Raw genomic sequence first — 21,886 nt, 5'->3', positions numbered from 1 at the left:
GTCAGCTGCGGGAGTTTTTCTAGTGAATAGGTTGGCTTTTACCGCGACCCGTTGGAGTATTTATCCTCGTAGTCGTCGGCGTACTCGTCGCTGTAGTCGTCGTATTCTGCAGCGTAATCGCTGTAGTCATCCTCGTACTCGTCGTACTCGCTACCGCCGCGGGAACCGGAACCCCGGTTCTGCGACTGGCCAGAGAGTTCCCTCTGCAGCCTCTCCAGATCCATTTCCGGAGCGTTGTACTTCAACTGACGAGCAACCTTGGCTTGCTTTGCCTTGGCACGGCCGCGACCCATGGCCTGACCCCCTTGCGGTGTCCTCGAGTGGCGCGGGAGTTCGGCCACCCTTTTCGTTTACAAGTTAAGTTTCTTCCTGCCCTACACCATAGCGGTTAGCAATCATTTTTTCCCAAAAGCCCCCTCCCGTCGAAGGCGTAGGCGCGGGGGTTTCCACGCTGAATACCCCCTGTGACCTGCGTAATCATCGCGCAGTCAAGGGGGTCAAGCCAATGTGAGGGTTTTCTAATTTTTCCCGCGCAGGCGGTTAATCGCCGCGCGCCCCGGTCGGATCGAGTTGTCTCCCGCGGCATTCGCAAGGTCGCTGGGGTCGATCGATGCGTCGATCCCATCGGCGAGTAGCGGGGGTACGTCGCTGTTTTTGGACGCCACCTTCTCCACCACGTTCCGCTTCACCAAAGCCAGAGCGATAGGGCCGTAGTCGCAGTCGTGCACACTGGACCCAACCCGGCCGATTCCGCGGCCACCCGCGGTGAGTTCGGCACCTACTTCGGGCAGCCGGTTGGCGGATCCGTCCAGGTGCAGCATCACCAGAACGCGCGGAGACTTGCCCAGGTTATGCACTCGGGAAACCGTCTCCTGCCCCCTGTAGCAGCCCTTGTTCAGGTGCACGGCGGCCTCGGTGGGGCCGGCGGAAACGTCGTCCAGCTGGGTGGCGCCGCTGATTCCTTTGCCGATGAAGGCGGGAACCTCGTGGGGGATGGCGCGCTCGTCGGTATCCACGCCCAGGATCGGCAGGCGTGCCTGCACACGGAAGGCGTCATAAGCCATGCGCCCGGTGGGCTGGGCGACATTAGTCAGCTTGTCCCAGGCGCGGGTGAAGCTTTCACGGGGAACCCACAGGTCCAGGGCCTGGAGCTCGCCGATAGTCCTGGTTCTCCACAGTTGCAGATCCACATCTTCCGGAACGTCGAGGCTCAGCTGAGCGGGCAGGGCGGCGGAGGAGGTGGCGTCAACAGTAAAGAGCGAAGAATCCGCGGCGAGATCCGTGCCGATCACCGTGAGTCGCGCCCACGGCAGGCGCTCGACGGAGACCTGCGACCAGAAGACCATCTTGCTCAGATAATCCTCGAGCGCGTCGGCGTGGGTGGCTGGGGTGTCGAGGATCAAGGTGTCGTCGGTGGCGAGGATTCCGAAGAAGTGCTCGACGTGGCCTTTGACGTCGAGAATCAGGCCGAAGGTGGCCTGGCCGGGCTCGATGGCGTTGACCTTCTGGGAGATCAGGTTGTTGAGCCAATCGCGGCGTTCCGCACCCGACACGCGGATGGCCACGCGATCCCAAAAATCCACGAGGCCGGGCTTGCCGTCGTTTACGCGGGACTGCTCGGCGAGGGGGTTGCCGTAGTGCCAGGCAGTGGCGCTGCTCTGAGCTTCCGGTGCCTCTGAAACTTCGGCGGCCTCACTGCCAGTCAGCGGGCTGGCGGCAGGTGCGTGGTCGACGATCGGGCTGTGAGTCAGATCAAACACACCTCCCATCGTAGGACGCGGTGGGGCTGGCATGCCAATGGCAGCTCTCTATGGGACATGCAAAACTTCCGGGAACAGCTCGGGAATAGAATGAGAAGCATGAGTAATCAGGAAGCAAAGTTCGTGGTCGTTGACGTCCTGGGCGAGGCTGGGGTCGGCACAGGCGCTGGCACGGGCGCTGGCACGGCAGCTGCCACCCAAGACCCAAAGGTTCGGGACGCGACCGTGCCGATGATCTACGCAGACGATCTGGCCGCCGTGCGTGGCGACGGGGTGTTCGAGACCTTCATGCTGCGCGGCGGCAACGTGCGCAACCGCGAGCGCCACGCCACACGCTTCCTCAACAGCTCCGCGATGCTGGACCTGCCGGAGCCGAACCTGGAGCGCTGGTTCCGCGCCACCGACATAGCCGTGGCCGACTTCGAGGAGAAGAACGGGCCGGGCCAGGAGGCCGCGCTGCGCTGGGTCTACTCGCGCGGACGGGAATCCACGGGCCAGCCGACGGGCTGGGTCACGGTGGCGCCGGTCAGCGAGCACGTGCTGCACGACCGGGAGCACGGCGTGCGGGTGATGACGGCCGAGCGGGGCTTCCGCATCGACCTATCGGAGCGTTCCCCGTGGGCGCTGATCGGCGCGAAGACGCTGTCCTACGCAGCCAACATGGCCGCCCTGCGCAGCGCGAAGGCCCGCGGTGTAGACGACGTGATCTTCCTGTCCGACGAGGGGCTAGTGCTGGAGGGGCCGACCTCGACCGTGGTTGCCGCGGAGGTGGACCCGACGACAGGGGAGAAGAAGCTCGTCACCCCGCCGGCGCATGTGGGCATTTTGAAGGGCACCTCGCAGGCCGCGCTCTTTAAGCTGGCCGAGCAGCGCGGATGGGTCACCGAGGAAAGGGTGCTGCGGGTCGAGGACCTTACAGCCGCCGCCGGCGTGTGGCTGGTCTCCTCCGTGCGCGTGCAGGCACGGGTGACAGAACTAGACGGCACCCAGCTGCCCCGTCCGGAGGTCGCCGACGAGGTTGAAAAGATGGCCTGGGAGGCTGTTACCGGCTAGCCGACCACGCGGGACAGCTGCGCGGACTGCCAGGGAACCATCTCGCCGTCGATGAGGCGCTCGTCGACCCAGCCGAGGTCGTTGTTCGGCATCAGGCCGTAGAGGCGCTTGCCCGGCCCCAGGTTCGTCGGGCCGGTCGCCGTCGCCATCGTCGAGGCGCTTTCCAGCTGCCAGGCGCGCTCGTTCAGCGGGCTGCCGTACAGGATCTCCACCATGCCATCGGAGTGGGTGAGGATCATTTCGATCTCGTCGTCGTCATTGATGCGCAGGAAGCCGGACTCGCGGCGCCCGGGAGTCTCGGTCGGCTGCCCGTCGTCGTCCATGCGCCAGGTGCGGGAATCGTAGCTGATGCGGTTCTCGCCATCGTGGGCGAAGACGACCTGCTGGCCGAAGGTGAACTCCTCCTCGCCGGGAGGCGCCGCCTGGCCCTGGCCACGCCACACACCGATCAGCGGCAGCAGCGCCAGCAGACCGTCGTGCAGGTTGGGTCCCTTGCGCAGGTTGGCTGTGTCGTCGGGGATGGGCATGTCGCCGAATTCCGGCAGGTTCTTGTCGCTGGTGGACTTGGACTGCTCGGCGGCCAGGTTGACCGCTTCGTTAGCGTCTACCTTGAACTTCTTCTTTTCTTCTTCAGCCATGCCCTTAAGACTATAGGCTGGGGAGTTCTTCTTCACTCAAGGGTCGGGATCGCGGAGCCAAATCGGACAGGCTGATCTTCGTGTACACCTGCGAGGCTTCGACGAACACCGAACCACCGGAGACGAAGATCCGCTCCGGATCGCCCCGCATGGGTAGTTCCTTGCCCGGGATGCTCAAACTAAAGGCGTCATTAACCCGCTTTTTGATGTCTGTATCGAGTACGGTTTCGTCGGTGACGTTTTTGGCCTTGATGCCTAGACCGTCGGGGGCGGAGAGGATCTTGGTCGGGGTGATCACCATGGTGCCTTCGACGATGCGCAGCTTAACCTCGACCTTCGCGGGTTTGGCGAAGCCCTTCGGTTTGCCTTCGAAGATGGCCTCGGTCTCCCAGCCGCCGCGGGGCGAGATGTCGTCGAGATTCTGAATTTGCAGCGCCTCGATATCCATGCGGTTACCTAACAGCACGCCGTCCAGTTGCAGGCGAGTAAAGACCTTGCGCGCTGGGGCGTTTTCAATGGTGCCGTTGAAAACATCGTCTGCGGAGACCGTAATGTACTGCGCCGAGGTTTGCACGCTCATCAGGCCGAAGCCAGGCACGTCGACGTCGTTGGCGACGACGGTGACGGCCTGGAGTTCGTGGCTGAGTGCGGCGCCGGTGTAGGGGAAGCCCGCCACCTGCACCTTTGGCGGGTTGGCTAGGTTCGAATCGGCATATAGCGCCTCGGAGATCTTGTGCTCGGCGCGGGCGGCGATCACACTATCGACGATCAGCGCTACGAGCAGCACCAGCACGAGGGTGAGCGCGCCGCGGATTGCGATCTTCTTCACCTGGCCGGGCCCCCTTCTCGAGTTTCTTTGTTGTTCCCTACAGGTTACTAGGTGCCCCTGTTCCTTCTTTATGACGCCACGCCTCCGCCGCAGCAATCCCAGCGAAGCGTTAAGAAACCCCGGAAATCTGCCCCAAAAATGCCGAAAGTGAGGGACAATTGGGGGCATGGCTATTACCTACGACACATTTGAAGACCTGTGGGAGCACTCTGAGGTGTTGGAGGGGGTTCACGAGGTGCTGGACGAGGTCGCTGAGGCAGATGGGGTGCCTGCGATCAGTGAGGCTTTCCTGCGTGGCATCGACGAGAACCGCGGCCACAAGCACGTGGTGGCAAGGAACAGCGAGCGTGTGGTCGGTGTGCTGGCGATCGACCAGGATCGCGTGATCGAGCTGGCCGTCGCCCCGGAGGTTCGCCACAGCGGGGTGGGGATCGCCCTGTTCGAAGCTTTGCGTGACCAGCTGGGGGTGAGTGGCGCGATAGACGTCTGGGCGCACGGAGATTCCGCCGGCGCCCAGCGCTTTGTCGAGTCGCTGGATGCCCGCCGAACCCGTGAACTGTTGAAGATGTCGTTGGACTGCGCGCCGGCGACGAAGGCGGCCAGGGCCATTGAGGCGGGCGGTGCAGAAGCCGAGAAACGCTGCGAGGAGCAAGAAATTGAGGTCCTGACTTACACCGAATCCGTTGCTCGCTTCGACGCGGATTCCGTGGACGCCGAGTGGGTGCGCGTCAATAATGAGGCCTTTGCGTGGCACCCCGAGCAAGGTGGCTGGGACGTAGATCACTTGCGCTCTGCTCGCGACACTAATTGGTTCGATCCGGATGCGGTTATCTTGCTGTGGGTGCGGGATGAGAAGTCTGCTGCCGAGCGGGTGGGTATTCCCTGTGCTGCCGATGGCGGCGAGGGAAACGACGATATTTTCCGGCTGGTGGGCTTCCACTGGACGAAGATCCCGCTGGAAGAGAAGGAAAAAGATGCCGGCGAGCGGGCGGGTGAGGTGTACGTCGTCTGCCTCGCTGACGATGCTCGTGGTAGGGGACTGGGACAGGCGATCACGCAGCTGGGAATGAAGTTGCTGCTGGACAACGGTTGCGGTCGCATTGAGCTGTATGTGGAGGGGGACAACGCGCCCGCGGTTTCTACGTACAAGCGGCTTGGCTTCGAGGTGGTGCACACCGATGTGGTTTACCGTGGGTGTCTCTAAGTAGTGGGGGTTACGGAGCGAGGAGCCTTAAGCGTTCATTGGTAGATGCTGAGAAACGTTTATGCTCACTTGCTGCGTATCGCTAAGGGTGAAGTGGGTTCAGTAACGCCGTAGGTTAACTGCGGGTTAAATGAAGCCACTTTCTGTCACATGGGGGTAGCGTTTAGGTGTGGTGCTGGGGGTGCTTTGGCATTGCTTTCTGAACCGAGAAAGTTGGATGTGCTGCATAAATGCTGTTGTTCACCTGCTGTTCACTTACAGCACTCTTTAAATCCATAAGCGCCGATTAACTTTCTTGGTGACGCAAGAGTGGCTCCTACAACTGCGGGCTTCTCCTGTAAGACACTTTTCTGTACTTCTGACAATTTTTCGGAGGAAAACCTCGTGAAGTTCACCATGAAGCGCGCCAGCGCTGCAGCTGCAACCCTGTTTGCTGGTTCCCTGATTCTGACCGGCTGCTCCAACGCTGACAACAACGAAGGCGGCAGCAGCGAAGGCTCTCGCGAGATGGAGGAGGCCACCGGCGAACTGCGCGGCGAAGGCGCTTCCTCTCAGGACAACGCAATCCAGAACATCTTCGGCCCGGCTTTCTCCAGCACCGGCGCTACCCTGGCTTACAACGCTTCTGGTTCCGGTGACGGCCAGAAGAAGTTCATCGCTGGCCAGGCTGACTTCGCTGGTTCCGACTCCCCGCTGAAGGACGACCAGATCGCAGACGCTAAGAAGCGCTGCGACGGTAACGACGCATGGCACCTGCCGATGGTCATCGGCCCGGTTGCAATTGCTTACCACCTGGAGGGCGTGGACGAGCTGAACCTGTCCACCAAGACCGTTGCAAAGATCTTCAAGGGCGAGATCAAGAAGTGGGACGACGAGGCCATCAAGGCTGAGAACGAGGGCGTTGATCTGCCGTCCGACCCGATCGAGGTTGTGTACCGCTCTGACGAGTCCGGTACCTCCGACAACTTCCAGAAGTTCCTGGCTGCCTCCAGCGGTGAGTGGGACTCCGAGGGCAAGAGCTTCCCGACCGAGGTCGGCACCGGTGCTCCGAAGTCCAAGGGTGTCGCTGACCAGGTTGCAGCTACCAACGGCGCAATCACCTACGTTGAGTCCGGCTTCGCTGAGGAGCTCGACGCAGTCAACATCGCCAAGATCGACTTCGGCTCCGGCCCGGTTGAGCTGAACAAGGATAACGTTAACAAGGCTCTGGGCGAGGTTGAGTTCTCCGGCGAGGGCAACGACCTGGTCGTTGACGCTGACAAGCTGTACGCAATGAACGGCGAGGACGAGTACCCGCTGGTTCTGACCACCTACGAGATCGTCTGCTCCGCTGGCTACGACGACAACACCGCGAAGCTGGTTAAGAACTTCCTGAACACCATCCTGGACAACCAGAACGACGAGCTGGCTGACCAGGGTTACATCCCGGTGGACGGCGAGTTCAAGTCCAAGCTGGAAGAGTCTGTCGACGCTCTGAAGTAGTTAAACGCTGGCATTTAGACAGCGATGTAACCCCCGCTCGTTCTTCGATCGGGGGTTGCGGTCTGAATGCGGTAACTACAGTGACGCGAAACACTTTTCACTTTTATTCTGGTATTGAATAACGACCTTTTAAGGATCCCTCATGGCAAACGCCAATAAGGTTGAGGTCGCCAAGTCCGCAAAGGCAGAGGGCGACGCCCCTCAGCCGAAGCAGGATCACCAGTTGGCGCAAGATAGCCAGCGCTCCGGCGGTGGCAGCGTTAAGCGCCCTGGCGATGTTGTTTTCGAAACGCTGGCAAAGACCTCCTCAATCCTGATCACCGTGATCATCGGCCTGATCGGTTTGTTCCTAATTTTGCAGGCAGTCCCCGCACTGAGCCGCCTGCGCGACGGTATTTTCAGCTTCTTCACCTACGGTGAGCGCTGGAACACCGACTACACCAACAACGACGGCGGGTGGATGCAGTTCGGTATCCCGAACCTGTTCTTCACCACCGTCCTGGTGTCCATCGTCGCCCTCCTGCTGGCCATGCCGGTTGCGCTGGGTATCGCGATCTTCCTGTCCAACTATTGCCCGAAGCGTTTCATCAAGCCCCTGGGCTTCATGATCGACCTGCTGGCAGCCGTGCCCTCCATCGTGTTCGGTATCTGGGGTGCTTACGTCCTCGGCCCGGCACTCGGCGACTTCTTTGAATGGCTGTCCGGCTGGGCCGGTGGCTTCTTCCTGTTCAACCACCAGCAGGGTAGCTCCCCGCCGTTCTCCACCTCCCGCAACATCTTCACCGGTGGCATCGTCTTGGCAATCATGATTCTGCCGGTTATCGCCGCTACCACCCGTGAGGTTTTCGTGCAGACCCCGAAGGGGCACGTCGAGGCCGCACTGGCACTGGGCGCAACCCGCTGGGAAGTTGTCCGCATGACCGTGCTGCCCTTCGGCCTGTCCGGCTACATCTCCGGTGCAATGCTGGGTCTGGGTCGCGCGCTGGGCGAAACCATGGCGCTGTACATGGTCATCGCTAGTGCTCCGGGTTTCCGTGGCTCCCTAATGGACGGTGGTACAACCTTCGCAACCGCCATCGCCGCGGCCGCGCCGGAGTTCAACGACGAGCTCAAGGCGGGTGCCTACATCTCCGCCGGCCTCGTTCTGTTCCTGTTGACCTTCCTGGTTAACGCTGCCGCCCGCGCCGTTGTGGCGAAGAAGTAGGAGAAGAGAACAATGACAGATGCAGCAACTGTAGAAAACAAGAAGTCCTCTTCGTCCTCCGAGCTGTTTACTCAGATTTCCGGTAAGCGCAAGGCGGTCGACAAGCTTGCCACCGTCATCATCTACTTCGCCATGGCGCTGGCTCTGGTTCCACTGCTGTGGGTCTTGATCAAGGTTCTCAGCGAAGGTCTGCCTGCGATCCTTAACCCCGACTGGTGGGTTTACGACATGGTCGGCCAGCCGCGTAACAAGGCCGGTGGTGGTGCAGTCCACGCCATCATCGGTACCTTGATGCAGGTCGTGGTTACCTCCGCCCTCTCCATCCCGATCGGTGTGTTCACCGCTATCTACCTGGTGGAGTACTCCCGCGGCGGATTCCTCGGCCGCATCACGACCTTCATGGTCGACATTCTGACCGGTGTTCCCTCCATCGTCGCCGCCCTGTTCGTCTACGCAATGTGGATCACCATGTTTGGCTTCGAACGTTCCGGCTTCGCAGTGTCGCTTGCGCTGGTTCTGCTGATGGTTCCGATCATCGTGCGTAACGCGGAAGAGATGCTGCGCGTGGTTCCGATGGATCTGCGTGAGGCCTCTTACGCACTGGGTGTGCCGAAGTGGAAGACCATCGTGAAGATCGTCCTTCCCACCGCGCTGTCCGGCATCGTTACCGGCATCATGCTGGCCGTAGCCCGCGTGATGGGTGAGTCCGCACCGGTGCTGATCCTGGTTGGCTCCACCACCAAGATCAACTGGAACCCGTTCGAAGGTGGCCAGCAGTCCCTGCCGCTGTACATGGTCGACCTGTACGGCGCGGGCAGTAACGAGTTCGTGCTGGAGCGCCTGTGGGGCTCCGCACTGACCCTGGTGCTGCTCGTGGCAATCCTGATGATTGGCGCCCGCCTGATCTCGAAGCGCTATTCGGTGAAGGTCTAAGGCTCACCCCAAGCCTTTGACCCCACCGGGACCTAAACCCAAACAAAGCCTTTTCCTAGGAGAACAACACAATGGCTAAGCGCCTAGACCTCAACGACGTCAACATCTACTACGGCGACTTTCATGCCGTACAGGACGTCAACCTGCACATCCCGCCGAAGGCAGTGACCGCCTTCATCGGCCCGTCCGGCTGTGGTAAGTCCACCGTGCTGCGCACCCTGAACCGTATGCACGAGGTTATCCCCGGCGCCTACGTCAAGGGCGAGATCCTGCTCGACGGCGAAGACATTTACGGCCCGAAGATCGACCCGGTGGCTGTCCGTAACACCATCGGCATGGTCTTCCAGAAGGCAAACCCGTTCCCGACGATGTCCATCGAAGAGAACGTAGTGGCCGGACTGAAGCTGTCCGGCGAAAAGAACAAGAAGAAGCTCCGCGAGGTTGCAGAGCGCGCACTGCGCGGCGCCAACCTGTGGGACGAAGTTAAGGATCGTCTCGACCGACCGGGCGGCGGCCTGTCCGGTGGTCAGCAGCAGCGCCTCTGCATCGCCCGCGCCATCGCGGTCGAGCCGGAAGTTCTGCTGATGGATGAGCCCTGCTCCGCACTGGACCCGATCTCCACTCTGGCCGTGGAGGATCTGATCCACGAGCTGAAGGAAGAGTTCACCATCGTCATCGTGACGCACAACATGCAGCAGGCAGCCCGTGTGTCCGATCAGACCGCCTTCTACTCCCTGGAAGCAACCGGCAAGCCCGGCCAGCTGGTCGAGGTTGGCCCGACCAAGCAGATCTTCGAAAACCCGACGAAGAAGGAGACCGAGGACTACATCTCCGGTCGCTTCGGATAAAACTCCTACCTGCCCGTCAAGCAGGTACAGGATCTTAGAAAAAGTGTCTTCGGCAGGCTCCCGCTGAGCTTGCCACCCACTAGCGGGGTTCCGGTTGGCGCCGGAACCCCGCTTTTGGCGTCAATAATAAAAATAAACGGCATACTGGAAGGCAGTAACGGGTAACCCAGAGAACCACCGCAGAGAAGAAAGGAGCCACATGTCTAGCCAAGAGACTCCGGCAACCCTCCACGTCGTCGTGATGGGGGTCAGCGGCAGCGGCAAGACCACCCTGGCGCGCGCCTTTGCCGAGAAGACCGGCTGGCAGCTGCAGGAAGCCGACGATCTGCACCCAGAGGGGGCGCTGGAGATCCTGCAGGACGGCAAGCTCCCGCCGGAGGCCGGGCGCCGTAAGTGGCTAGGGATCGTGCGCGACTGGATTGCGGACGAGGCCGCCCAGGGTAACAACACCGTCACCGCCTGCACCGCGCTGCGCATCGACCACCGCGAGATCCTCAACGACGTGGGCGAGAACGCGACCGTGTTCTACGTGCACCTGTATGGTACCGAGGACGTGCTCGCGGAGCGCATGAAGAACCGTGTGGGAGAAGCCGACATGCCGCGCGAGCTGTTGACCGCGCAGCTGGAGGATCTGCAGCGCCTCACGCCGGGGGAGAAGGGCATCCAGCTGGACGTTAGCCGCACTCCAGAGCAGCTGCTCGACGATGCGCTGAACGCCGCCATGTTCGCGAAGAAGGCGTACGCGCGCTAGATAATCGCGGTCTGCGCCCGGTTGCGCCTAGCTGCGCTCGGCAGCGGCCGGCGGCGCACTGCGGCCGGCTAGTAATCCAGGTTCGTGTCGTAGCGGTAGCGCATCTCATCGAACTGCTCGCGGAAGCGCTGCTGCAGCTCGTCGTTCTCCTGCTTGCGGTGGTACTCGTCCGGCGTGAGGCCGGTGATGATGAAGACGATGCGGTTGGCGATCTCCACCGCGTGATCCGAATAGCGCTCGAAGTAGCGCGACAGCAGCGTGACGTCCACGGCCTCGCGCACTGTGTGCGGCCATTCGCGCTGGGTGGTCAGCTGGAAGATGTGGCGGTGGATGTCATCGACCGCGTCGTCGTCTTCGACGAGCTCGAGGGCGGTGTTTACGTCGAGCTCGCGCAGCAGGGCCTGGATCTTCGCCGCCGAGTTGTCGCACTGCCGAGCCATCTCTTCGATATAGGGGCGGACGGACTCGGGTACAGCATTTTCTGGATGACGCCGCCGCGCCACCTTTGCCACATGCACCGCAAGCGCGCCCATGCGGGTGAAATCCTCGACAATGTGCTGGCCGGCAACGACGATGCGCAAGTCCCGCGCCACGGGCGCTTCCAGCGCTAGCAGCTGGAAGGCATCCTTGACTGCGGTCTCGCGCAGATCCTCGAGTGTATCCACGCTGCTAAGGACCTTTTCGGCAAGCTCCAAGTCGGTCTCTAGCAGAGAACGGGTAGCGGAATTGAGCGCAGTGCGCACGAAATCCGCCATCAGCGAAATGTCGTGTTTAAATTCCCGGAGTTGGTTTCGGTACACCCTACGCATGTGAAAAAACTATAGTCTCTGGAGCTCGGTGGCGCTGAGGTTTAGCCCCCCGCGTATAGCCCCGAAAATGCCATAGCCCCGAAAACTATTAACCACCACTGTTTTCGATGTCGGCGCCGTCCGGGACAGTCTCGTCCTCCGGGTCGTCCAGCCAGCCCTCCGGCAGGGCCACCTTTGCGGGGGATCCCTGGCGGCCGCGGGCGCCGTCGGCGTCCTCCGCCAGGGCGGGGGAGTCCCATACGTCGGCAAGTGCATACTTCAGCTCGTCCAGGCTGCTCACCCGGGACAGGCTGCGGCGCAGTTCCCCGCCGGCGGGGAAACCGCGTAGGTACCACGTCATGTGCTTGCGCAGGTCACGGCAGGCCTTCTGCTCGCCGTCGTGGGCGGCCAATAGTTCCGCGTGGCGCAGGATGATGCGCGCTACCTCGCCCAGGGTGGGTTCGCTGGGGATCGGCAGGCCGCGCAGCTCGGCGGAGAGCTCCGCGAAGAGCCACGGGCGGCCCAGGCAACCCCGGCCTACGACCACGCCGTCGCAGCCGGTCTGCTCCATCATGGCGCGGGCATCCGTGGCCTTAAAGATGTCGCCGTTGCCCAGCACGGGGATGCCCGTGTGGGCCAGGTGCTCCTTCAGGCGCGCGATCTCGTTCCAATCCGCGTGACCGGAGTAGCGCTGTGCTGCGGTACGGCCGTGCAAAGCCACAGCGGCCGCACCCTCTTCCACGGCGATGCGGCCGGCATCCAGGTGGGTGTGGTGCTGGTCGTCGATTCCCACGCGCATTTTCACGGTCACTGGAATGTCCGTGCCTTCCGTGGCCTTAACCGCGGCAGCCACGATGTTTCCAAAGAGCCTGCGCTTGTAGGGCAGGGCGGAGCCGCCGCCACGTCGGGTGACCTTGGGCACGGGGCAGCCGAAGTTCATGTCGATGTGATCGGCGAGGTTCTCGTCGACGATCATCTTGGCCGCCTTGTAGGTGTACTCCGGGTCGGTGGTGTACAGCTGCAGGCTGCGGGGATCCTCGTCTGGTGCGAAGGTCGTCATGTGCAGGGTTTTCGGATTGCGCTCGACCAGAGCGCGAGCCGTCACCATTTCGCAGACGTACAGCCCGGCGACGGAGCCCATGCGTTCGCGCTCCTGTTCGCGGCACAAGCTGCGGAAGGCCACGTTGGTCACGCCTGCCATCGGAGCGAGCACGACGGGGGAGTCGAGCTGCATCTTGCCGATTCTCAGGCCCTGGAATCGCTGGTTGGACTGGGGCGCTGCGTCGGGCGAACCAGCCGGGGTGGTTGAGTCCTGCGGGGTGGTGGAGGTGGGGGTTGCGGTCGATGTAGTCACGGCCACCATTGTCACACTGGGGAGGGACGAATACCAAAGGGCGTCAATAACCAAAGAGCGCCAATAAATGTTCAACAATTCGCATGAGGGGCGAGGGCGAGCCACGTCACGCTTATGTAGGCTGAGGAAAGGAGCGGAGAAACCGCTAAACAGCTATGGAGGAGGAACCGATGTCTGAGCGCATCGCCAACGAGTTCTACAGGTCCAAGGTCATGTCCGCCGACGAGGCGGCGCAGTTCATCAACCACGGCGACAAGATCGGCATGTCCGGCTTCACGGGAGCGGGCTACCCCAAGGCGCTGCCGACGGCCATCGCCGAGAAGGCTAAGGAACTGCACGGTCGCGGGGAAGACTTCCAGATCGACCTCTTCACCGGCGCCTCCACCGCACCTGACTGCGACGGCGTGCTGGCCGAGGCCGATGCTGTGCGCTACCGCACCCCCTACGCCTCCGACCCGGTGATGCGCAAGAAAATCAACGCTGGCGAAATTAAGTACCAGGACATCCACCTCTCCCACCTCGGCCAGCAGGTCGAGGAAGGCTTCTTTGGACAGCTGGACGTAGCCGTTGTAGAGGCCGTGCGTATCGACGAGGCGGGCAACATCATCCCGTCCTCGGCAGTGGGCAACAACGTGGAGTACCTCAACTCCGCCCGCAAGATCATTATCGAGGTCAACGAGTGGCAGTCCCTTGACCTGGAGGGCATGCACGACATCTACAAGATCCAGGACCTGCCGAACCGCACCCCGATCCCGATCAACCGCCCCGGCGACCGCATCGGCACGCCGTACATCCCGGTAGACCAGAACAAGGTCGTGGCCGTGGTGAAGACCAACGCCGAGGATCGCAACGCACCGTTCAAGCCGACCGACGAGATCTCCGAGAAGATCGCCGGGCACTTCCTGGACCTCCTCGAGGGAGAGGTCGAGGCCGGTCGCCTGACCTACGACGGCTACATCATGCAGTCCGGCGTGGGCAACGTGCCGAATGCCGTGATGGCGGGTCTGCTGGACTCCAAGTTCGAGAACATCCAGGCCTACACTGAGGTGATCCAGGACGGCATGCTGGACCTTATCGACAACGGCAAGATGACCGTCGCCTCCGCAACCTCCTTCGCGCTGTCCCCGGAGTACGCCAAGAAGATGAATGAAGAGGCGAAGCGCTACCGCGAGCACATCGTCCTGCGCCCGCAGCAGATCTCCAACCACCCGGAGGTCATCCGCCGCACGGGCCTCATCGCCTCCAACGGCATGATCGGCTGTGACATCTACGGCAACGTGAACTCCACGAACGTGTCTGGTTCGCGCATCATGAACGGCATCGGTGGCTCCGGCGACTTCACGCGCAACGCCTTCCTGTCCACCTTCATCTCCCCGTCCACGGCCAAGGACGGCGCCATTTCCGCCATCGTGCCCTTCGCCTCCCACGTCGACCACACGGAGCACGACGTGATGGTGATCATCACGGAGCACGGCTACGCGGACCTGCGTGGCCTGGCACCGCGCGATCGCGTGCCGAAGATCATCTCCGTTGCGCACCCGGACTACCGTCCACTGCTGGAGGAGTACTACGAGCGCGCCTGCGCCGAGGGCAACCACCTGCAGACCCCGCACGACCTGAAGACCGCCTTCAGCTTCCACCTCAACCTGGCGGAGAAGGGGTCCATGAAGGGCTAGTGCTGGCGCTAGTCTCGTCACCGGCACGGCGCCGGTGACGGCACTAGGGGGCAATTTTCTGCTTCAAAGAAACGTTAGATAGAATGCTCCCGTTGGGCCTTTAGCTCAGTTGGTAGAGCTACGGACTTTTAATCCGCAGGTCGCGGGTTCGAGCCCCGCAGGGCCCACGTTCGCGATTACCCCGTCGGGGCGCTTCCATGGAGATCATGGTCGCGCCGCGGCGGGGTTTTGCGTTGCCTGCGGCTGTCTATTTCTCCACTTCACCGGGCGATTTGTTCTGGCGCTCGCACCTGGTTTAAACTGTTCAAGCTGCTAAGGAAAGCTAGAGTTTCTTGCTGGCTTACTTTGTAGAGCTCCCATCGTCTAGAGGCCTAGGACCCCGCCCTTTCACGGCGGTAACACGGGTTCGAATCCCGTTGGGAGTACGGCCCTGTGGCGCAGTTGGTTAGCGCGCCGCCCTGTCACGGCGGAGGTCGCGGGTTCAAGTCCCGTCAGGGTCGCCATAAAAGACCTCATGGAGAGCCTTTCCGGTGCTTTTCGCGCCGGGGAGGTTCTTTTTCTTTTTGTCTTTCTTTGTGACGCCCCTAGCTTGCGTGTTGGACACTTCAACAGTGACGTGAAAGCCTGCCAGAAATGACGTTTGAACAGCTGATTTGCTTAAGAACTTTGACACTGTGTAGAGTCTATTCTCGTGCAACGGACGGCTTAGACAAGTTGTTGTCTGGTCGTTTTATTTAGTTGCGCAGGCAAGATTGGCCCTGTGGCGCAGTTGGTTAGCGCGCCGCCCTGTCACGGCGGAGGTCGCGGGTTCAAGTCCCGTCAGGGTCGCTTCGATGTTCGAATCGGAAGCGGTCGGGCAACGAAGGCCAGATAGCTCAGTTGGTAGAGCGTTCGCCTGAAAAGTGAAAGGTCGCCGGTTCGATCCCGGCTCTGGCCACATTCCACCCCGGTAGCGGAAAGCTACCGGGGTTTTGCCATACGTACACTGGGGGCTAGAAGCTAGCACAGCTACTAGAGGATAAGAAGAGCAATAGGGAAGGGAGCCCCAGCAGTATGTCAGGCACCAAGAGCATCGTTCACGATCAAGAGCAGAGCCGCTTCGTCATCTACGTGGACGACCAGGAGGCAGGCTTCGCCGAGTACTCCCAGGAGGGCAACGTCCGCGACTTCAACCACACCGTGGTGGATCCAGCGTTCCGTGGCCAGGGGCTATCCAAGCCGCTGATTAGCGAGGCTCTGCTGGAGACCAAGGAGGCGGGGCTAAAGATTAAGGCCAGCTGCTCCGCTGTCGCGGCCTTCGTGGAGAAGAACCCGGACTTTAAGGAGCTGCTGGCCTAGCTGGCTGCGCGCCTAGATGTTGTTCTGCATGTCGTCGACCCACTTCACGGCGTCGACGAGCGGGGTGTTCTGGTTGGGCTTGCGGGGGCGAATCTTCGCCGGGATGCCCGTCAGGATGGAGTTCGGGGGAGCGTCCTTGGTCACCACCGCGTTGGCGCCGATCGCGGAGCCCTCGCCGATGGTGATGGGGCCCAGCACCTTCGCGCCTGCGCCGATCATCACGCCGTTGCCGATGGTGGGGTGGCGCTTGCGCTGTACTAGTTCGGAGCCGCCGAGCGTCACACCGTGGTAGAGCATGACGTCATCGCCGATCTCCGCTGTCTCGCCGATGACCACACCCATGCCATGGTCGATAAAGAATCTGCGGCCAATGGTGGCGCCCGGGTGGATTTCGATGCCGGTGAAGCCACGGGTCGCTTGGCTAATGATGCGCGCGATGCCACGGTGCCCGCGCTTCCACAGTGCGTGGGATACGCGGTGCGCCCAGATGGCGTGCAGGCCGGAGTACACAATGGCGTTTTCTACGTCTCCGCGCGCTGCTGGGTCATGTTCGCGGGCATTGGCCAGGTCTTCGCGGATGCGTCCAAGAATGCTCAACGGTGTGGTCTTTCGGTTGGTTGGGTATCGGCTTAAAAGCTTTCGCAGCCACTATAACGAGAAGGCGCTGCCCCCTATTCCACCGCTGGGTGGAAAGGCGGTAGCGCCTACTTGCCTGCAGCCAGTAGCTACTGGACAGCCGCGGCCACTAGATTCACTAAATTGCGGCCGACTGCCAGAGCGGAATTAGTCGCGCAGGTCGTCGAACAGCAGGGTGGAGACGTAGCGCTCGCCGAAGTCGGGAACGATGACGACGATGGTCTTGCCCTCGTTCTCGTCCTTCTGAGCTTCCTGCACGGCTGCCCACACGGCTGCACCGGAGGAGATGCCGGAGAGGATGCCCTCAGAGACAGCCAGCTCGCGGGCGGTCTTGGTTGCGTTCTCCAGCGGAGCGTCAATTACGCGGTCCAGGATGTCCTTGTTCAGGTTCTCCGGGAAGAAGTTGGTGCCCAGGCCCTGGATCTTGTGCGGGCCGAAGCGGCCCTCGGTCAGCAGCGGGGAGTCCGCCGGCTCCACGCCGACGATCTCGATCTTGTCGTTCTTCTCCTTAAGGTACTTAGCCGCACCGGAGATGGTGCCGCCGGTGCCCACGCCGGCAACGAAGATGTCTACTTCACCGTCGGTGTCTTCCCAGATCTCCGGGCCGGTGGTGTTGTAGTGGATCTCCGGGTTTGCCGGGTTGGCGAACTGGCGGGCCAGGATGGCGTTGTCGGTGTTCTCGACGATCTCGTTAGCCTTGTCGACTGCGCCCTGCATGCCGGCGGAACCCGGGGTCAGAACCAGCTCTGCGCCCAGAGCGCGCAGCATGATGCGACGCTCGTTGGACATGGTCTCCGGCATGGTCAGGATGATCTTGTAGCCCTTAGCGGCGCCGACCATGGCCAGCGCGATACCGGTGTTTCCGGAGGTCGCCTCAACGACGGTGCCGCCCGGCTTCAGGGTGCCGTCCTTCTCGGCTGCCTCGATGATGGCCTTACCGATGCGGTCCTTCACGGAGTTGGCCGGGTTAAAGGCCTCCAGCTTCAGCAGGACGTTGGCCTTCAGGCCTTCGCCGTATGCGCCCAGCTTAACTAGCGGAGTTCCGCCGATGAGGTCGGTGATGTTGTTGTAAATCTTCGCCATTGGGGCGATCCTTTCGTTCTAGACTGATCGGTCTATACCGGGTAGTCTACACTGCTCGTTCGCTGGGCACCACTGTGATTCCTCGTTGGTTGCTTGAACACTGTGTTTAAGGGCGCCTAATGATTCTTATTGACGCCCCTACGCACCCAAGCTTCGCCAGATTCTCAGGCACGGCAGCAGGGGATTTGGTTCAATAGCAAGCATGACTACCGAAAACCAGAATTACGAAAACATCCAGGTGGCCGTTAACGGCGCCGTTGCGACCATCACCCTGGACCGCCCGAAGGCCCTCAACGCACTGAACAGTGGAGTGCTCTCTGAGATTGTCCCGGCAGCGGAGGCGCTGGACGCGGATCCGCAGATCGGTGCCATCGTCATCACCGGCAGCGAAAAGGCATTCGCCGCCGGCGCGGATATCAAGGAAATGAAGGATGAAACCTACCCCGAGGTGGCAGAGAAGCGCCTGTTCGGCGACTGGGAGAAGCTGGCGCAGCTGAAGACCCCGCTGATCACCGCCGTATCCGGCTTCGCCCTGGGCGGCGGCTGCGAGCTGGCGATGCTCGGCGACATTCTGCTGGCCAGCGAGAGCGCAGAGTTCGGCCAGCCGGAGATCACCCTGGGCATCATCCCGGGCATGGGTGGCACCCAGCGACTGACCCGCGCAGTGGGGAAGTACAAGGCCATGGATTTGATCCTCACCGGTCGCATGATGGATGCCGAAGAAGCTGAGCGCAGCGGCCTGGTTTCCCGCGTGCTCCCGGCAGAGGGCTTCGCCGATGAGGTGCAGAAAGTAGCAGCCAAGGTGGCAAGCATGTCCCACGTCGCAACGGCTGCCGCCACCGAAATGGTGGACGAGGCCTACTGCACCACCCTGGAAGAGGGCGTGGAGGCGGAGCGCCAGCAGTTCTGGCGACTCTTCGACACCGCGGATCAGAAGGAAGGCATGGCGGCCTTCGTGGAGAAGCGCAAGCCGGAGTGGCAGCACCGCTAGTCGCGCCACCGGGCGCCATTCCTGGCACAATTGCGGATATGTCGCATTCGAAGCAAGTCAACCGCACCATTGACCTGTCCATTCATGATGTCTACGAGGTCGTCTCCAGCGAGGCGTTCCTGCTGACCGACGAAGGAATGGTGGAGCAAACGGAATCCCAGATCATCGAGGCCGAGCGGGAAGTTCTGCCCGATGGTCGGGTATGGGCGCGGGTTGGCGTGAGGGCGTCACAAAAAGAGCTACAAGAACTCTCCAAGGACGGCGAGTCGCCCATCGCATATCAAGAGACCTATGTTTCGCGCCCGGATGAGACCGGTGCGTTCGAGGTCAAGGCCGAGATGGATCTACCGATGAAGATGGGGACGATGGATACCCACTTCGTCTACGCGCCTATCGCTGAAGGTAGCGGGGAGGTCGCCGCAGAGGGTGCGGCGGAGACCGCAGTGGAGGCGATTCTGACCGCAGACGTGTCGGTACCGCTGATCGCCGGAAGGCTGGAAAAGCATCTTTTGAAGGCTGCCGACAAGACGGTGGACAACAGTTTGGCGCGTATCAAAAACCTAGGTAGCGCTTAGCTTTTTCTGAGAAAACCCAGTCGATTAGCCCCGATAAGGTTGTGTGCGCTCCCGTCTCTTTTTGTAAAAGAAACATGGGGGCAGTTTTGGGGGTAGCAAGGGGGTGAACTATACTCCCTCTCACACGACGTCTTAGCCCTTCGGGTGGGCGCCACAGGTCAAGTTTGAGGAGTGAACCAGGTGGACCAGCAGCGGCAACGCGATGACGACGACGTCATCATTTCTGCGCTGAATTCTCTAAAGAACGCGACCGGCATTCCGGTGACCATGTACGCCACGAGCTCGGCGGATGGAAAGCTGCGGATCTCCAAGTGGGTGGGCCTGCGCACCCCGGCATTGCACAACCTCGAGATCGCTCCGGGTGCGGGAGTTGGTGGCCGCGTGGTGACCACCCGCCGCCCAGTGGGAGTTTCTGATTACACCCGGGCAAAGGCCATCAGCCATGACTTCGATCGCCACATCCGCGATGAGGGCCTGCACTCCGTCGTCGCAGTTCCCGTGATTGTGAAGCGGGAAGTCAGGGGCGTTCTCTACGCTGGCGTCCACTCCCGTGCCCGCATGGGCGACAAGGTGCTCGAAGAGGTCACCATGACCGCCCGCTGCCTGGAGCAGGAGATCGCGGTCAACGAGGCGCTGCGCGCAAACGACGCTGGACGCGGTGCCACGGCGGGAGCGACCGCAAACAAGCAGGTCCGATCGATGTCCGGGGCGGAATGGGAGCAGGTCCGCGCCACGCACAGCAAGCTGCGCATGCTCGCAAACCGCGTGGAGGACGAGGACCTGCGCCGCGACCTCGAGGTTCTATGCGATCAGATGGTTTCCCCGGTGCGCGTGAAGCAGACCACCAAGCTTTCGGCGCGTGAGCTCGACGTGTTGGCCTGCGTGGCCCTGGGGCACACGAATGTGGAGGCCGCGGCCGAGATGGGCATTGGCGCGGAGACCGTGAAGAGCTACCTGCGCTCCGTGATGCGCAAGCTCGGGGCGCACACCCGTTACGAGGCGGTCAACGCCGCTCGGCGTATCGGCGCGCTGCCCTGATATTGCCCTGATATTGCTTCGAAGAATCGCTCCGCTTTGCGCGGGGCGATTTTTTTATAGGCTGGGTGGCGTGAAAGACAGCTTCGTAGTGACAGGTGGAACCAGGCTGCAGGGCGCCATTAAGGTGTCCGGCGCCAAGAACAGCGTGCTTAAGCTCATGTCAGCAGCGCTTTTGGCGCCTGGAACCACCACGTTGACCAATTGTCCCGAAATCGCCGACGTGCCCTATATGGCTGAGGTTCTGCGCGGCCTGGGCTGTGAGGTGGAGCTTGATGGCGACGTCGTGCGCATCACGACTCCCGAGCGCATCGAGTACAACGCGGACTTTGACGCCGTGCGCCAGTTCCGTGCATCCGTCGCGGTGCTGGGGCCATTGACCTCGCGGTGCCTCAAGGCGCGGGTTGCTCTTCCTGGTGGTGACGCCATCGGTTCCCGCCCGCTCGACATGCACCAGTCCGGCCTAGAACTGTTGGGCGCAACCACCAAGATTGAGCACGGTTGCCTGGTCGCCGAAGCCGAAGAGCTCCGTGGTGCACAGATCAAGCTGGACTTCCCCTCGGTGGGCGCGACAGAGAACATTCTGACCGCCGCTGTGCTGGCTGAGGGCACCACCACGCTGGACAATGCGGCGCGCGAGCCGGAGATCGTGGATCTCTGCGACATGCTGGTGGCGATGGGCGCGAAGATCAGCGGCGCTGGTTCCAACACCATCACCGTCGAGGGCGTGGAGCGGCTGAACCCGGTGGACCACGAGGTTGTCGGCGACCGCATCGTCGCCGGCACCTGGGCGTATGCCGCAGCAATGACCAGGGGAGACATCACGGTTGGCGGTATCGATCCGCAGCACCTGCACCTGGTTCTGGAGAAGCTAAAGCTCGCCGGAGCGCAGGTAGAGACCTATCCGACCGGCTTTAGGGTGGTGCAGCACGAGCGTCCCAAGGCGGTGGACTACCAAACGCTTCCATTCCCCGGATTCCCGACTGACCTGCAGCCCATGGCTATTGCGCTGTGCACGGTGAGCGAGGGGATGAGCGTGATCACGGAAAATATTTTCGAGTCCCGCTTCCGGTTTGTCGATGAGATGATGCGCTTGGGTGCGGACGCCAGCATCGACGGCCACCACGTAGTAATCCGGGGCAGGGAGCAGCTTTCTTCTGCGCCGGTGTGGAGCTCCGACATTCGTGCAGGCGCGGGCCTGGTGCTGGCCGGCCTGGTGGCGGATGGGAAGACCGAAGTGCACGACGTCTACCACATTGACCGTGGCTACCCGGAGTTCCCGGAACAGCTGTGCTCGCTGGGTGCAGAAGTGGAGCGCGTGAAGCGCTAAAGGGTGCGCTTGTGCAGCGGCCTATGCAGCGTTGAAAGCTCTATGTGGGCGCATGTGCACTTTAGTGTGATTTCACGCCGTGTGAAAATGCCTTGTGGCCTGCGGGTTTGTGTTTGGTGTGGGGTGTGTGTACATTAATCCAAGTCAGCGCGACACGGCGCCGCGAGTTACAGACTCTCGGAACGCTGGAAGTCATAAGCGTCTGGCCAATCATCTTGAAGCTGTAAAAACAGTTCGTTTGTGTGCGAGTGCAACGGGTTGTTTACCGGGAATTTGCTTTATCTTCACGGTTGCTTTACACTCGTAATCCGTCGCAACGTGACTGCCACTGTGTGGCGTGTTTGTTGTGTGCGTAGGTTGTTTGAGAACTCAATAGCG

At 61.6% G+C, this 21,886-nt stretch carries 22 protein-coding genes and 5 tRNA genes; 18 read left to right on the top strand and 9 right to left on the bottom strand.

Features of this window, described 5'->3' with window-relative positions:
* Positions 1-38: 38 nt before the first annotated feature.
* Positions 39-293: a DUF3073 domain-containing protein gene (locus tag HMPREF3166_RS07320; RefSeq protein WP_035004612.1), complete on the bottom strand. Its 255-nt coding sequence runs from the start codon at positions 291-293 to the stop codon at positions 39-41.
* 225 nt (positions 294-518) lie between these two features.
* The gene (locus HMPREF3166_RS07315; protein ID WP_083293844.1) at positions 519-1,769 is read right to left on the bottom strand and encodes a CAF17-like 4Fe-4S cluster assembly/insertion protein YgfZ; all 1,251 of its coding nucleotides are present in this window, start codon (positions 1,767-1,769) and stop codon (positions 519-521) included.
* A gap of 81 nt (positions 1,770-1,850) precedes the next feature.
* Between HMPREF3166_RS07315 and HMPREF3166_RS07310 the strand changes: the two genes are divergently transcribed.
* Positions 1,851-2,813: an aminodeoxychorismate lyase gene (locus tag HMPREF3166_RS07310; protein WP_070488469.1), complete on the top strand. Its 963-nt coding sequence runs from the start codon at positions 1,851-1,853 to the stop codon at positions 2,811-2,813.
* Here the strand turns inward: HMPREF3166_RS07310 and HMPREF3166_RS07305 are convergent.
* Both HMPREF3166_RS07305 and HMPREF3166_RS07300 read right to left on the bottom strand, forming a co-directional pair.
* Positions 2,810-3,451, bottom strand: coding sequence for a heme-binding beta-barrel domain-containing protein (locus tag HMPREF3166_RS07305; RefSeq protein WP_034986150.1), 642 nt, complete (start codon positions 3,449-3,451; stop codon positions 2,810-2,812). The genes HMPREF3166_RS07310 and HMPREF3166_RS07305 overlap by 4 nt on opposite strands.
* A gap of 10 nt (positions 3,452-3,461) precedes the next feature.
* A complete protein-coding gene (locus tag HMPREF3166_RS07300) occupies positions 3,462-4,280 on the bottom strand; it encodes an LmeA family phospholipid-binding protein (protein ID WP_070488467.1) in 819 nt (272 codons plus the stop codon).
* A gap of 166 nt (positions 4,281-4,446) precedes the next feature.
* Here HMPREF3166_RS07300 and mshD point away from each other — a divergent pair, with 166 nt between their 5' ends.
* The 6 genes from mshD to HMPREF3166_RS07270 all read left to right on the top strand — a co-directional run bounded on the left by mshD (position 4,447) and on the right by HMPREF3166_RS07270 (position 10,702).
* The gene (gene mshD / locus HMPREF3166_RS07295) at positions 4,447-5,484 is read left to right on the top strand and encodes a mycothiol synthase (RefSeq protein WP_049050083.1); all 1,038 of its coding nucleotides are present in this window, start codon (positions 4,447-4,449) and stop codon (positions 5,482-5,484) included.
* A gap of 396 nt (positions 5,485-5,880) precedes the next feature.
* Positions 5,881-6,966, top strand: a complete 1,086-nt coding sequence (gene pstS / locus HMPREF3166_RS07290) for a phosphate ABC transporter substrate-binding protein PstS (RefSeq protein ID WP_049050123.1) — start codon at positions 5,881-5,883, stop codon at positions 6,964-6,966.
* A gap of 142 nt (positions 6,967-7,108) precedes the next feature.
* Positions 7,109-8,170: a phosphate ABC transporter permease subunit PstC gene (gene pstC, locus HMPREF3166_RS07285; RefSeq protein WP_049050082.1), complete on the top strand. Its 1,062-nt coding sequence runs from the start codon at positions 7,109-7,111 to the stop codon at positions 8,168-8,170.
* Positions 8,171-8,182: 12 nt separating this feature from the next.
* Positions 8,183-9,103, top strand: coding sequence for a phosphate ABC transporter permease PstA (gene pstA, locus HMPREF3166_RS07280; protein WP_049050081.1), 921 nt, complete (start codon positions 8,183-8,185; stop codon positions 9,101-9,103).
* 71 nt (positions 9,104-9,174) lie between these two features.
* Positions 9,175-9,951 carry a phosphate ABC transporter ATP-binding protein PstB gene (gene pstB / locus HMPREF3166_RS07275; RefSeq protein ID WP_035004600.1) on the top strand — a complete coding sequence of 259 codons (777 nt, stop codon included), beginning with the start codon at positions 9,175-9,177 and terminating at the stop codon, positions 9,949-9,951.
* Positions 9,952-10,150: 199 nt separating this feature from the next.
* Complete coding sequence (locus HMPREF3166_RS07270) at positions 10,151-10,702, top strand: gluconokinase (RefSeq protein WP_049050080.1); 552 nt, start codon at positions 10,151-10,153, stop codon at positions 10,700-10,702.
* 68 nt (positions 10,703-10,770) lie between these two features.
* Here the strand turns inward: HMPREF3166_RS07270 and phoU are convergent, their stop codons facing one another.
* Both phoU and dusB read right to left on the bottom strand, forming a co-directional pair.
* Positions 10,771-11,511, bottom strand: a complete 741-nt coding sequence (gene phoU / locus HMPREF3166_RS07265) for a phosphate signaling complex protein PhoU (protein ID WP_049050079.1) — start codon at positions 11,509-11,511, stop codon at positions 10,771-10,773.
* A gap of 88 nt (positions 11,512-11,599) precedes the next feature.
* Entirely contained in the window at positions 11,600-12,724 is a 1,125-nt protein-coding gene (gene dusB, locus HMPREF3166_RS07260; protein ID WP_070488491.1) for a tRNA dihydrouridine synthase DusB, read from the bottom strand.
* Positions 12,725-13,014: 290 nt separating this feature from the next.
* Between dusB and HMPREF3166_RS07255 the strand changes: the two genes are divergently transcribed.
* From HMPREF3166_RS07255 to HMPREF3166_RS07240, 4 genes are all read left to right on the top strand, one after another.
* Positions 13,015-14,520, top strand: a complete 1,506-nt coding sequence (locus HMPREF3166_RS07255; protein WP_070488488.1) for an acetyl-CoA hydrolase/transferase family protein — start codon at positions 13,015-13,017, stop codon at positions 14,518-14,520.
* Positions 14,521-14,614: 94 nt separating this feature from the next.
* A tRNA-Lys gene (locus HMPREF3166_RS07250) sits at positions 14,615-14,687 on the top strand.
* Between the two features lie 185 nt (positions 14,688-14,872).
* Positions 14,873-14,945 (top strand) — tRNA-Glu (locus HMPREF3166_RS07245).
* A 1-nt stretch (position 14,946) separates the two neighbouring features.
* Positions 14,947-15,023, top strand: a tRNA-Asp gene (locus HMPREF3166_RS07240).
* On the opposite strand, the gene HMPREF3166_RS10250 is transcribed toward HMPREF3166_RS07240, so the two are convergent.
* Complete coding sequence (locus tag HMPREF3166_RS10250) at positions 15,002-15,193, bottom strand: hypothetical protein (protein ID WP_210383933.1); 192 nt, start codon at positions 15,191-15,193, stop codon at positions 15,002-15,004. The two genes, HMPREF3166_RS07240 and HMPREF3166_RS10250, sit on opposite strands and share 22 nt — an antisense overlap.
* Before the next feature lie 81 nt (positions 15,194-15,274).
* On the opposite strand from HMPREF3166_RS10250, the gene HMPREF3166_RS07235 reads away from it, so the two are divergent.
* From HMPREF3166_RS07235 to HMPREF3166_RS07225, 3 genes are all read left to right on the top strand, one after another.
* Positions 15,275-15,348 (top strand) — tRNA-Asp (locus HMPREF3166_RS07235).
* 36 nt (positions 15,349-15,384) lie between these two features.
* Positions 15,385-15,457, top strand: a tRNA-Phe gene (locus HMPREF3166_RS07230).
* Positions 15,458-15,573: 116 nt separating this feature from the next.
* A complete protein-coding gene (locus HMPREF3166_RS07225; protein WP_049049879.1) occupies positions 15,574-15,858 on the top strand; it encodes a GNAT family N-acetyltransferase in 285 nt (94 codons plus the stop codon).
* 12 nt (positions 15,859-15,870) lie between these two features.
* On the opposite strand, the gene epsC is transcribed toward HMPREF3166_RS07225, so the two are convergent.
* On the bottom strand, positions 15,871-16,455 hold the full coding sequence (gene epsC / locus HMPREF3166_RS07220) for a serine O-acetyltransferase EpsC (protein ID WP_034986168.1): 585 nt from the start codon (positions 16,453-16,455) through the stop codon (positions 15,871-15,873).
* 186 nt (positions 16,456-16,641) lie between these two features.
* On the bottom strand, positions 16,642-17,577 hold the full coding sequence (gene cysK / locus HMPREF3166_RS07215; protein WP_070488465.1) for a cysteine synthase A: 936 nt from the start codon (positions 17,575-17,577) through the stop codon (positions 16,642-16,644).
* Positions 17,578-17,779: 202 nt separating this feature from the next.
* Between cysK and HMPREF3166_RS07210 the strand changes: the two genes are divergently transcribed.
* From HMPREF3166_RS07210 to murA, 4 genes are all read left to right on the top strand, one after another.
* Positions 17,780-18,568, top strand: a complete 789-nt coding sequence (locus HMPREF3166_RS07210) for an enoyl-CoA hydratase-related protein (protein WP_210383932.1) — start codon at positions 17,780-17,782, stop codon at positions 18,566-18,568.
* A 38-nt stretch (positions 18,569-18,606) separates the two neighbouring features.
* Positions 18,607-19,143, top strand: coding sequence for a DUF2505 family protein (locus tag HMPREF3166_RS07205; protein WP_035004938.1), 537 nt, complete (start codon positions 18,607-18,609; stop codon positions 19,141-19,143).
* Positions 19,144-19,323: 180 nt separating this feature from the next.
* Positions 19,324-20,181, top strand: a complete 858-nt coding sequence (gene ramA, locus HMPREF3166_RS07200) for an acetate metabolism transcriptional regulator RamA (protein WP_035004588.1) — start codon at positions 19,324-19,326, stop codon at positions 20,179-20,181.
* A gap of 70 nt (positions 20,182-20,251) precedes the next feature.
* Positions 20,252-21,508: a UDP-N-acetylglucosamine 1-carboxyvinyltransferase gene (murA, locus tag HMPREF3166_RS07195; protein WP_070488462.1), complete on the top strand. Its 1,257-nt coding sequence runs from the start codon at positions 20,252-20,254 to the stop codon at positions 21,506-21,508.
* Positions 21,509-21,886: the final 378 nt, after the last annotated feature.

This window comes from Corynebacterium sp. HMSC08A12, assembly GCF_001807485.1.
In the GTDB taxonomy this organism is placed as follows: domain Bacteria; phylum Actinomycetota; class Actinomycetes; order Mycobacteriales; family Mycobacteriaceae; genus Corynebacterium; species Corynebacterium evansiae.
Note: the sequence above shows the minus strand (reverse complement) of the source record. Positions and strands in the feature narration are given on the sequence as shown.

Bases quoted from the DNA above. Each gene is read 5' to 3' on its own strand.
- phoU (WP_049050079.1), bottom strand. From the start codon at position 11,511: ATGCGTAGGGTGTACCGAAACCAACTCCGGGAATTTAAACACGACATT.
- cysK (WP_070488465.1), bottom strand. From the start codon at position 17,577: ATGGCGAAGATTTACAACAACATCACCGACCTCATCGGCGGAACTCCG.
- pstB (WP_035004600.1), top strand. From the start codon at position 9,175: ATGGCTAAGCGCCTAGACCTCAACGACGTCAACATCTACTACGGCGAC.
- HMPREF3166_RS07210 (WP_210383932.1), top strand. From the start codon at position 17,780: ATGACTACCGAAAACCAGAATTACGAAAACATCCAGGTGGCCGTTAAC.
- pstS (WP_049050123.1), top strand. From the start codon at position 5,881: ATGAAGCGCGCCAGCGCTGCAGCTGCAACCCTGTTTGCTGGTTCCCTG.
- HMPREF3166_RS07315 (WP_083293844.1), bottom strand. From the start codon at position 1,769: ATGGGAGGTGTGTTTGATCTGACTCACAGCCCGATCGTCGACCACGCA.
- HMPREF3166_RS07305 (WP_034986150.1), bottom strand. From the start codon at position 3,451: ATGGCTGAAGAAGAAAAGAAGAAGTTCAAGGTAGACGCTAACGAAGCG.
- HMPREF3166_RS07270 (WP_049050080.1), top strand. From the start codon at position 10,151: ATGTCTAGCCAAGAGACTCCGGCAACCCTCCACGTCGTCGTGATGGGG.
- mshD (WP_049050083.1), top strand. From the start codon at position 4,447: ATGGCTATTACCTACGACACATTTGAAGACCTGTGGGAGCACTCTGAG.
- HMPREF3166_RS07320 (WP_035004612.1), bottom strand. From the start codon at position 293: ATGGGTCGCGGCCGTGCCAAGGCAAAGCAAGCCAAGGTTGCTCGTCAG.
- HMPREF3166_RS07225 (WP_049049879.1), top strand. From the start codon at position 15,574: ATGTCAGGCACCAAGAGCATCGTTCACGATCAAGAGCAGAGCCGCTTC.
- dusB (WP_070488491.1), bottom strand. From the start codon at position 12,724: ATGCAGCTCGACTCCCCCGTCGTGCTCGCTCCGATGGCAGGCGTGACC.
- pstC (WP_049050082.1), top strand. From the start codon at position 7,109: ATGGCAAACGCCAATAAGGTTGAGGTCGCCAAGTCCGCAAAGGCAGAG.
- HMPREF3166_RS07255 (WP_070488488.1), top strand. From the start codon at position 13,015: ATGTCTGAGCGCATCGCCAACGAGTTCTACAGGTCCAAGGTCATGTCC.
- pstA (WP_049050081.1), top strand. From the start codon at position 8,183: ATGACAGATGCAGCAACTGTAGAAAACAAGAAGTCCTCTTCGTCCTCC.
- HMPREF3166_RS07205 (WP_035004938.1), top strand. From the start codon at position 18,607: ATGTCGCATTCGAAGCAAGTCAACCGCACCATTGACCTGTCCATTCAT.
- HMPREF3166_RS07310 (WP_070488469.1), top strand. From the start codon at position 1,851: ATGAGAAGCATGAGTAATCAGGAAGCAAAGTTCGTGGTCGTTGACGTC.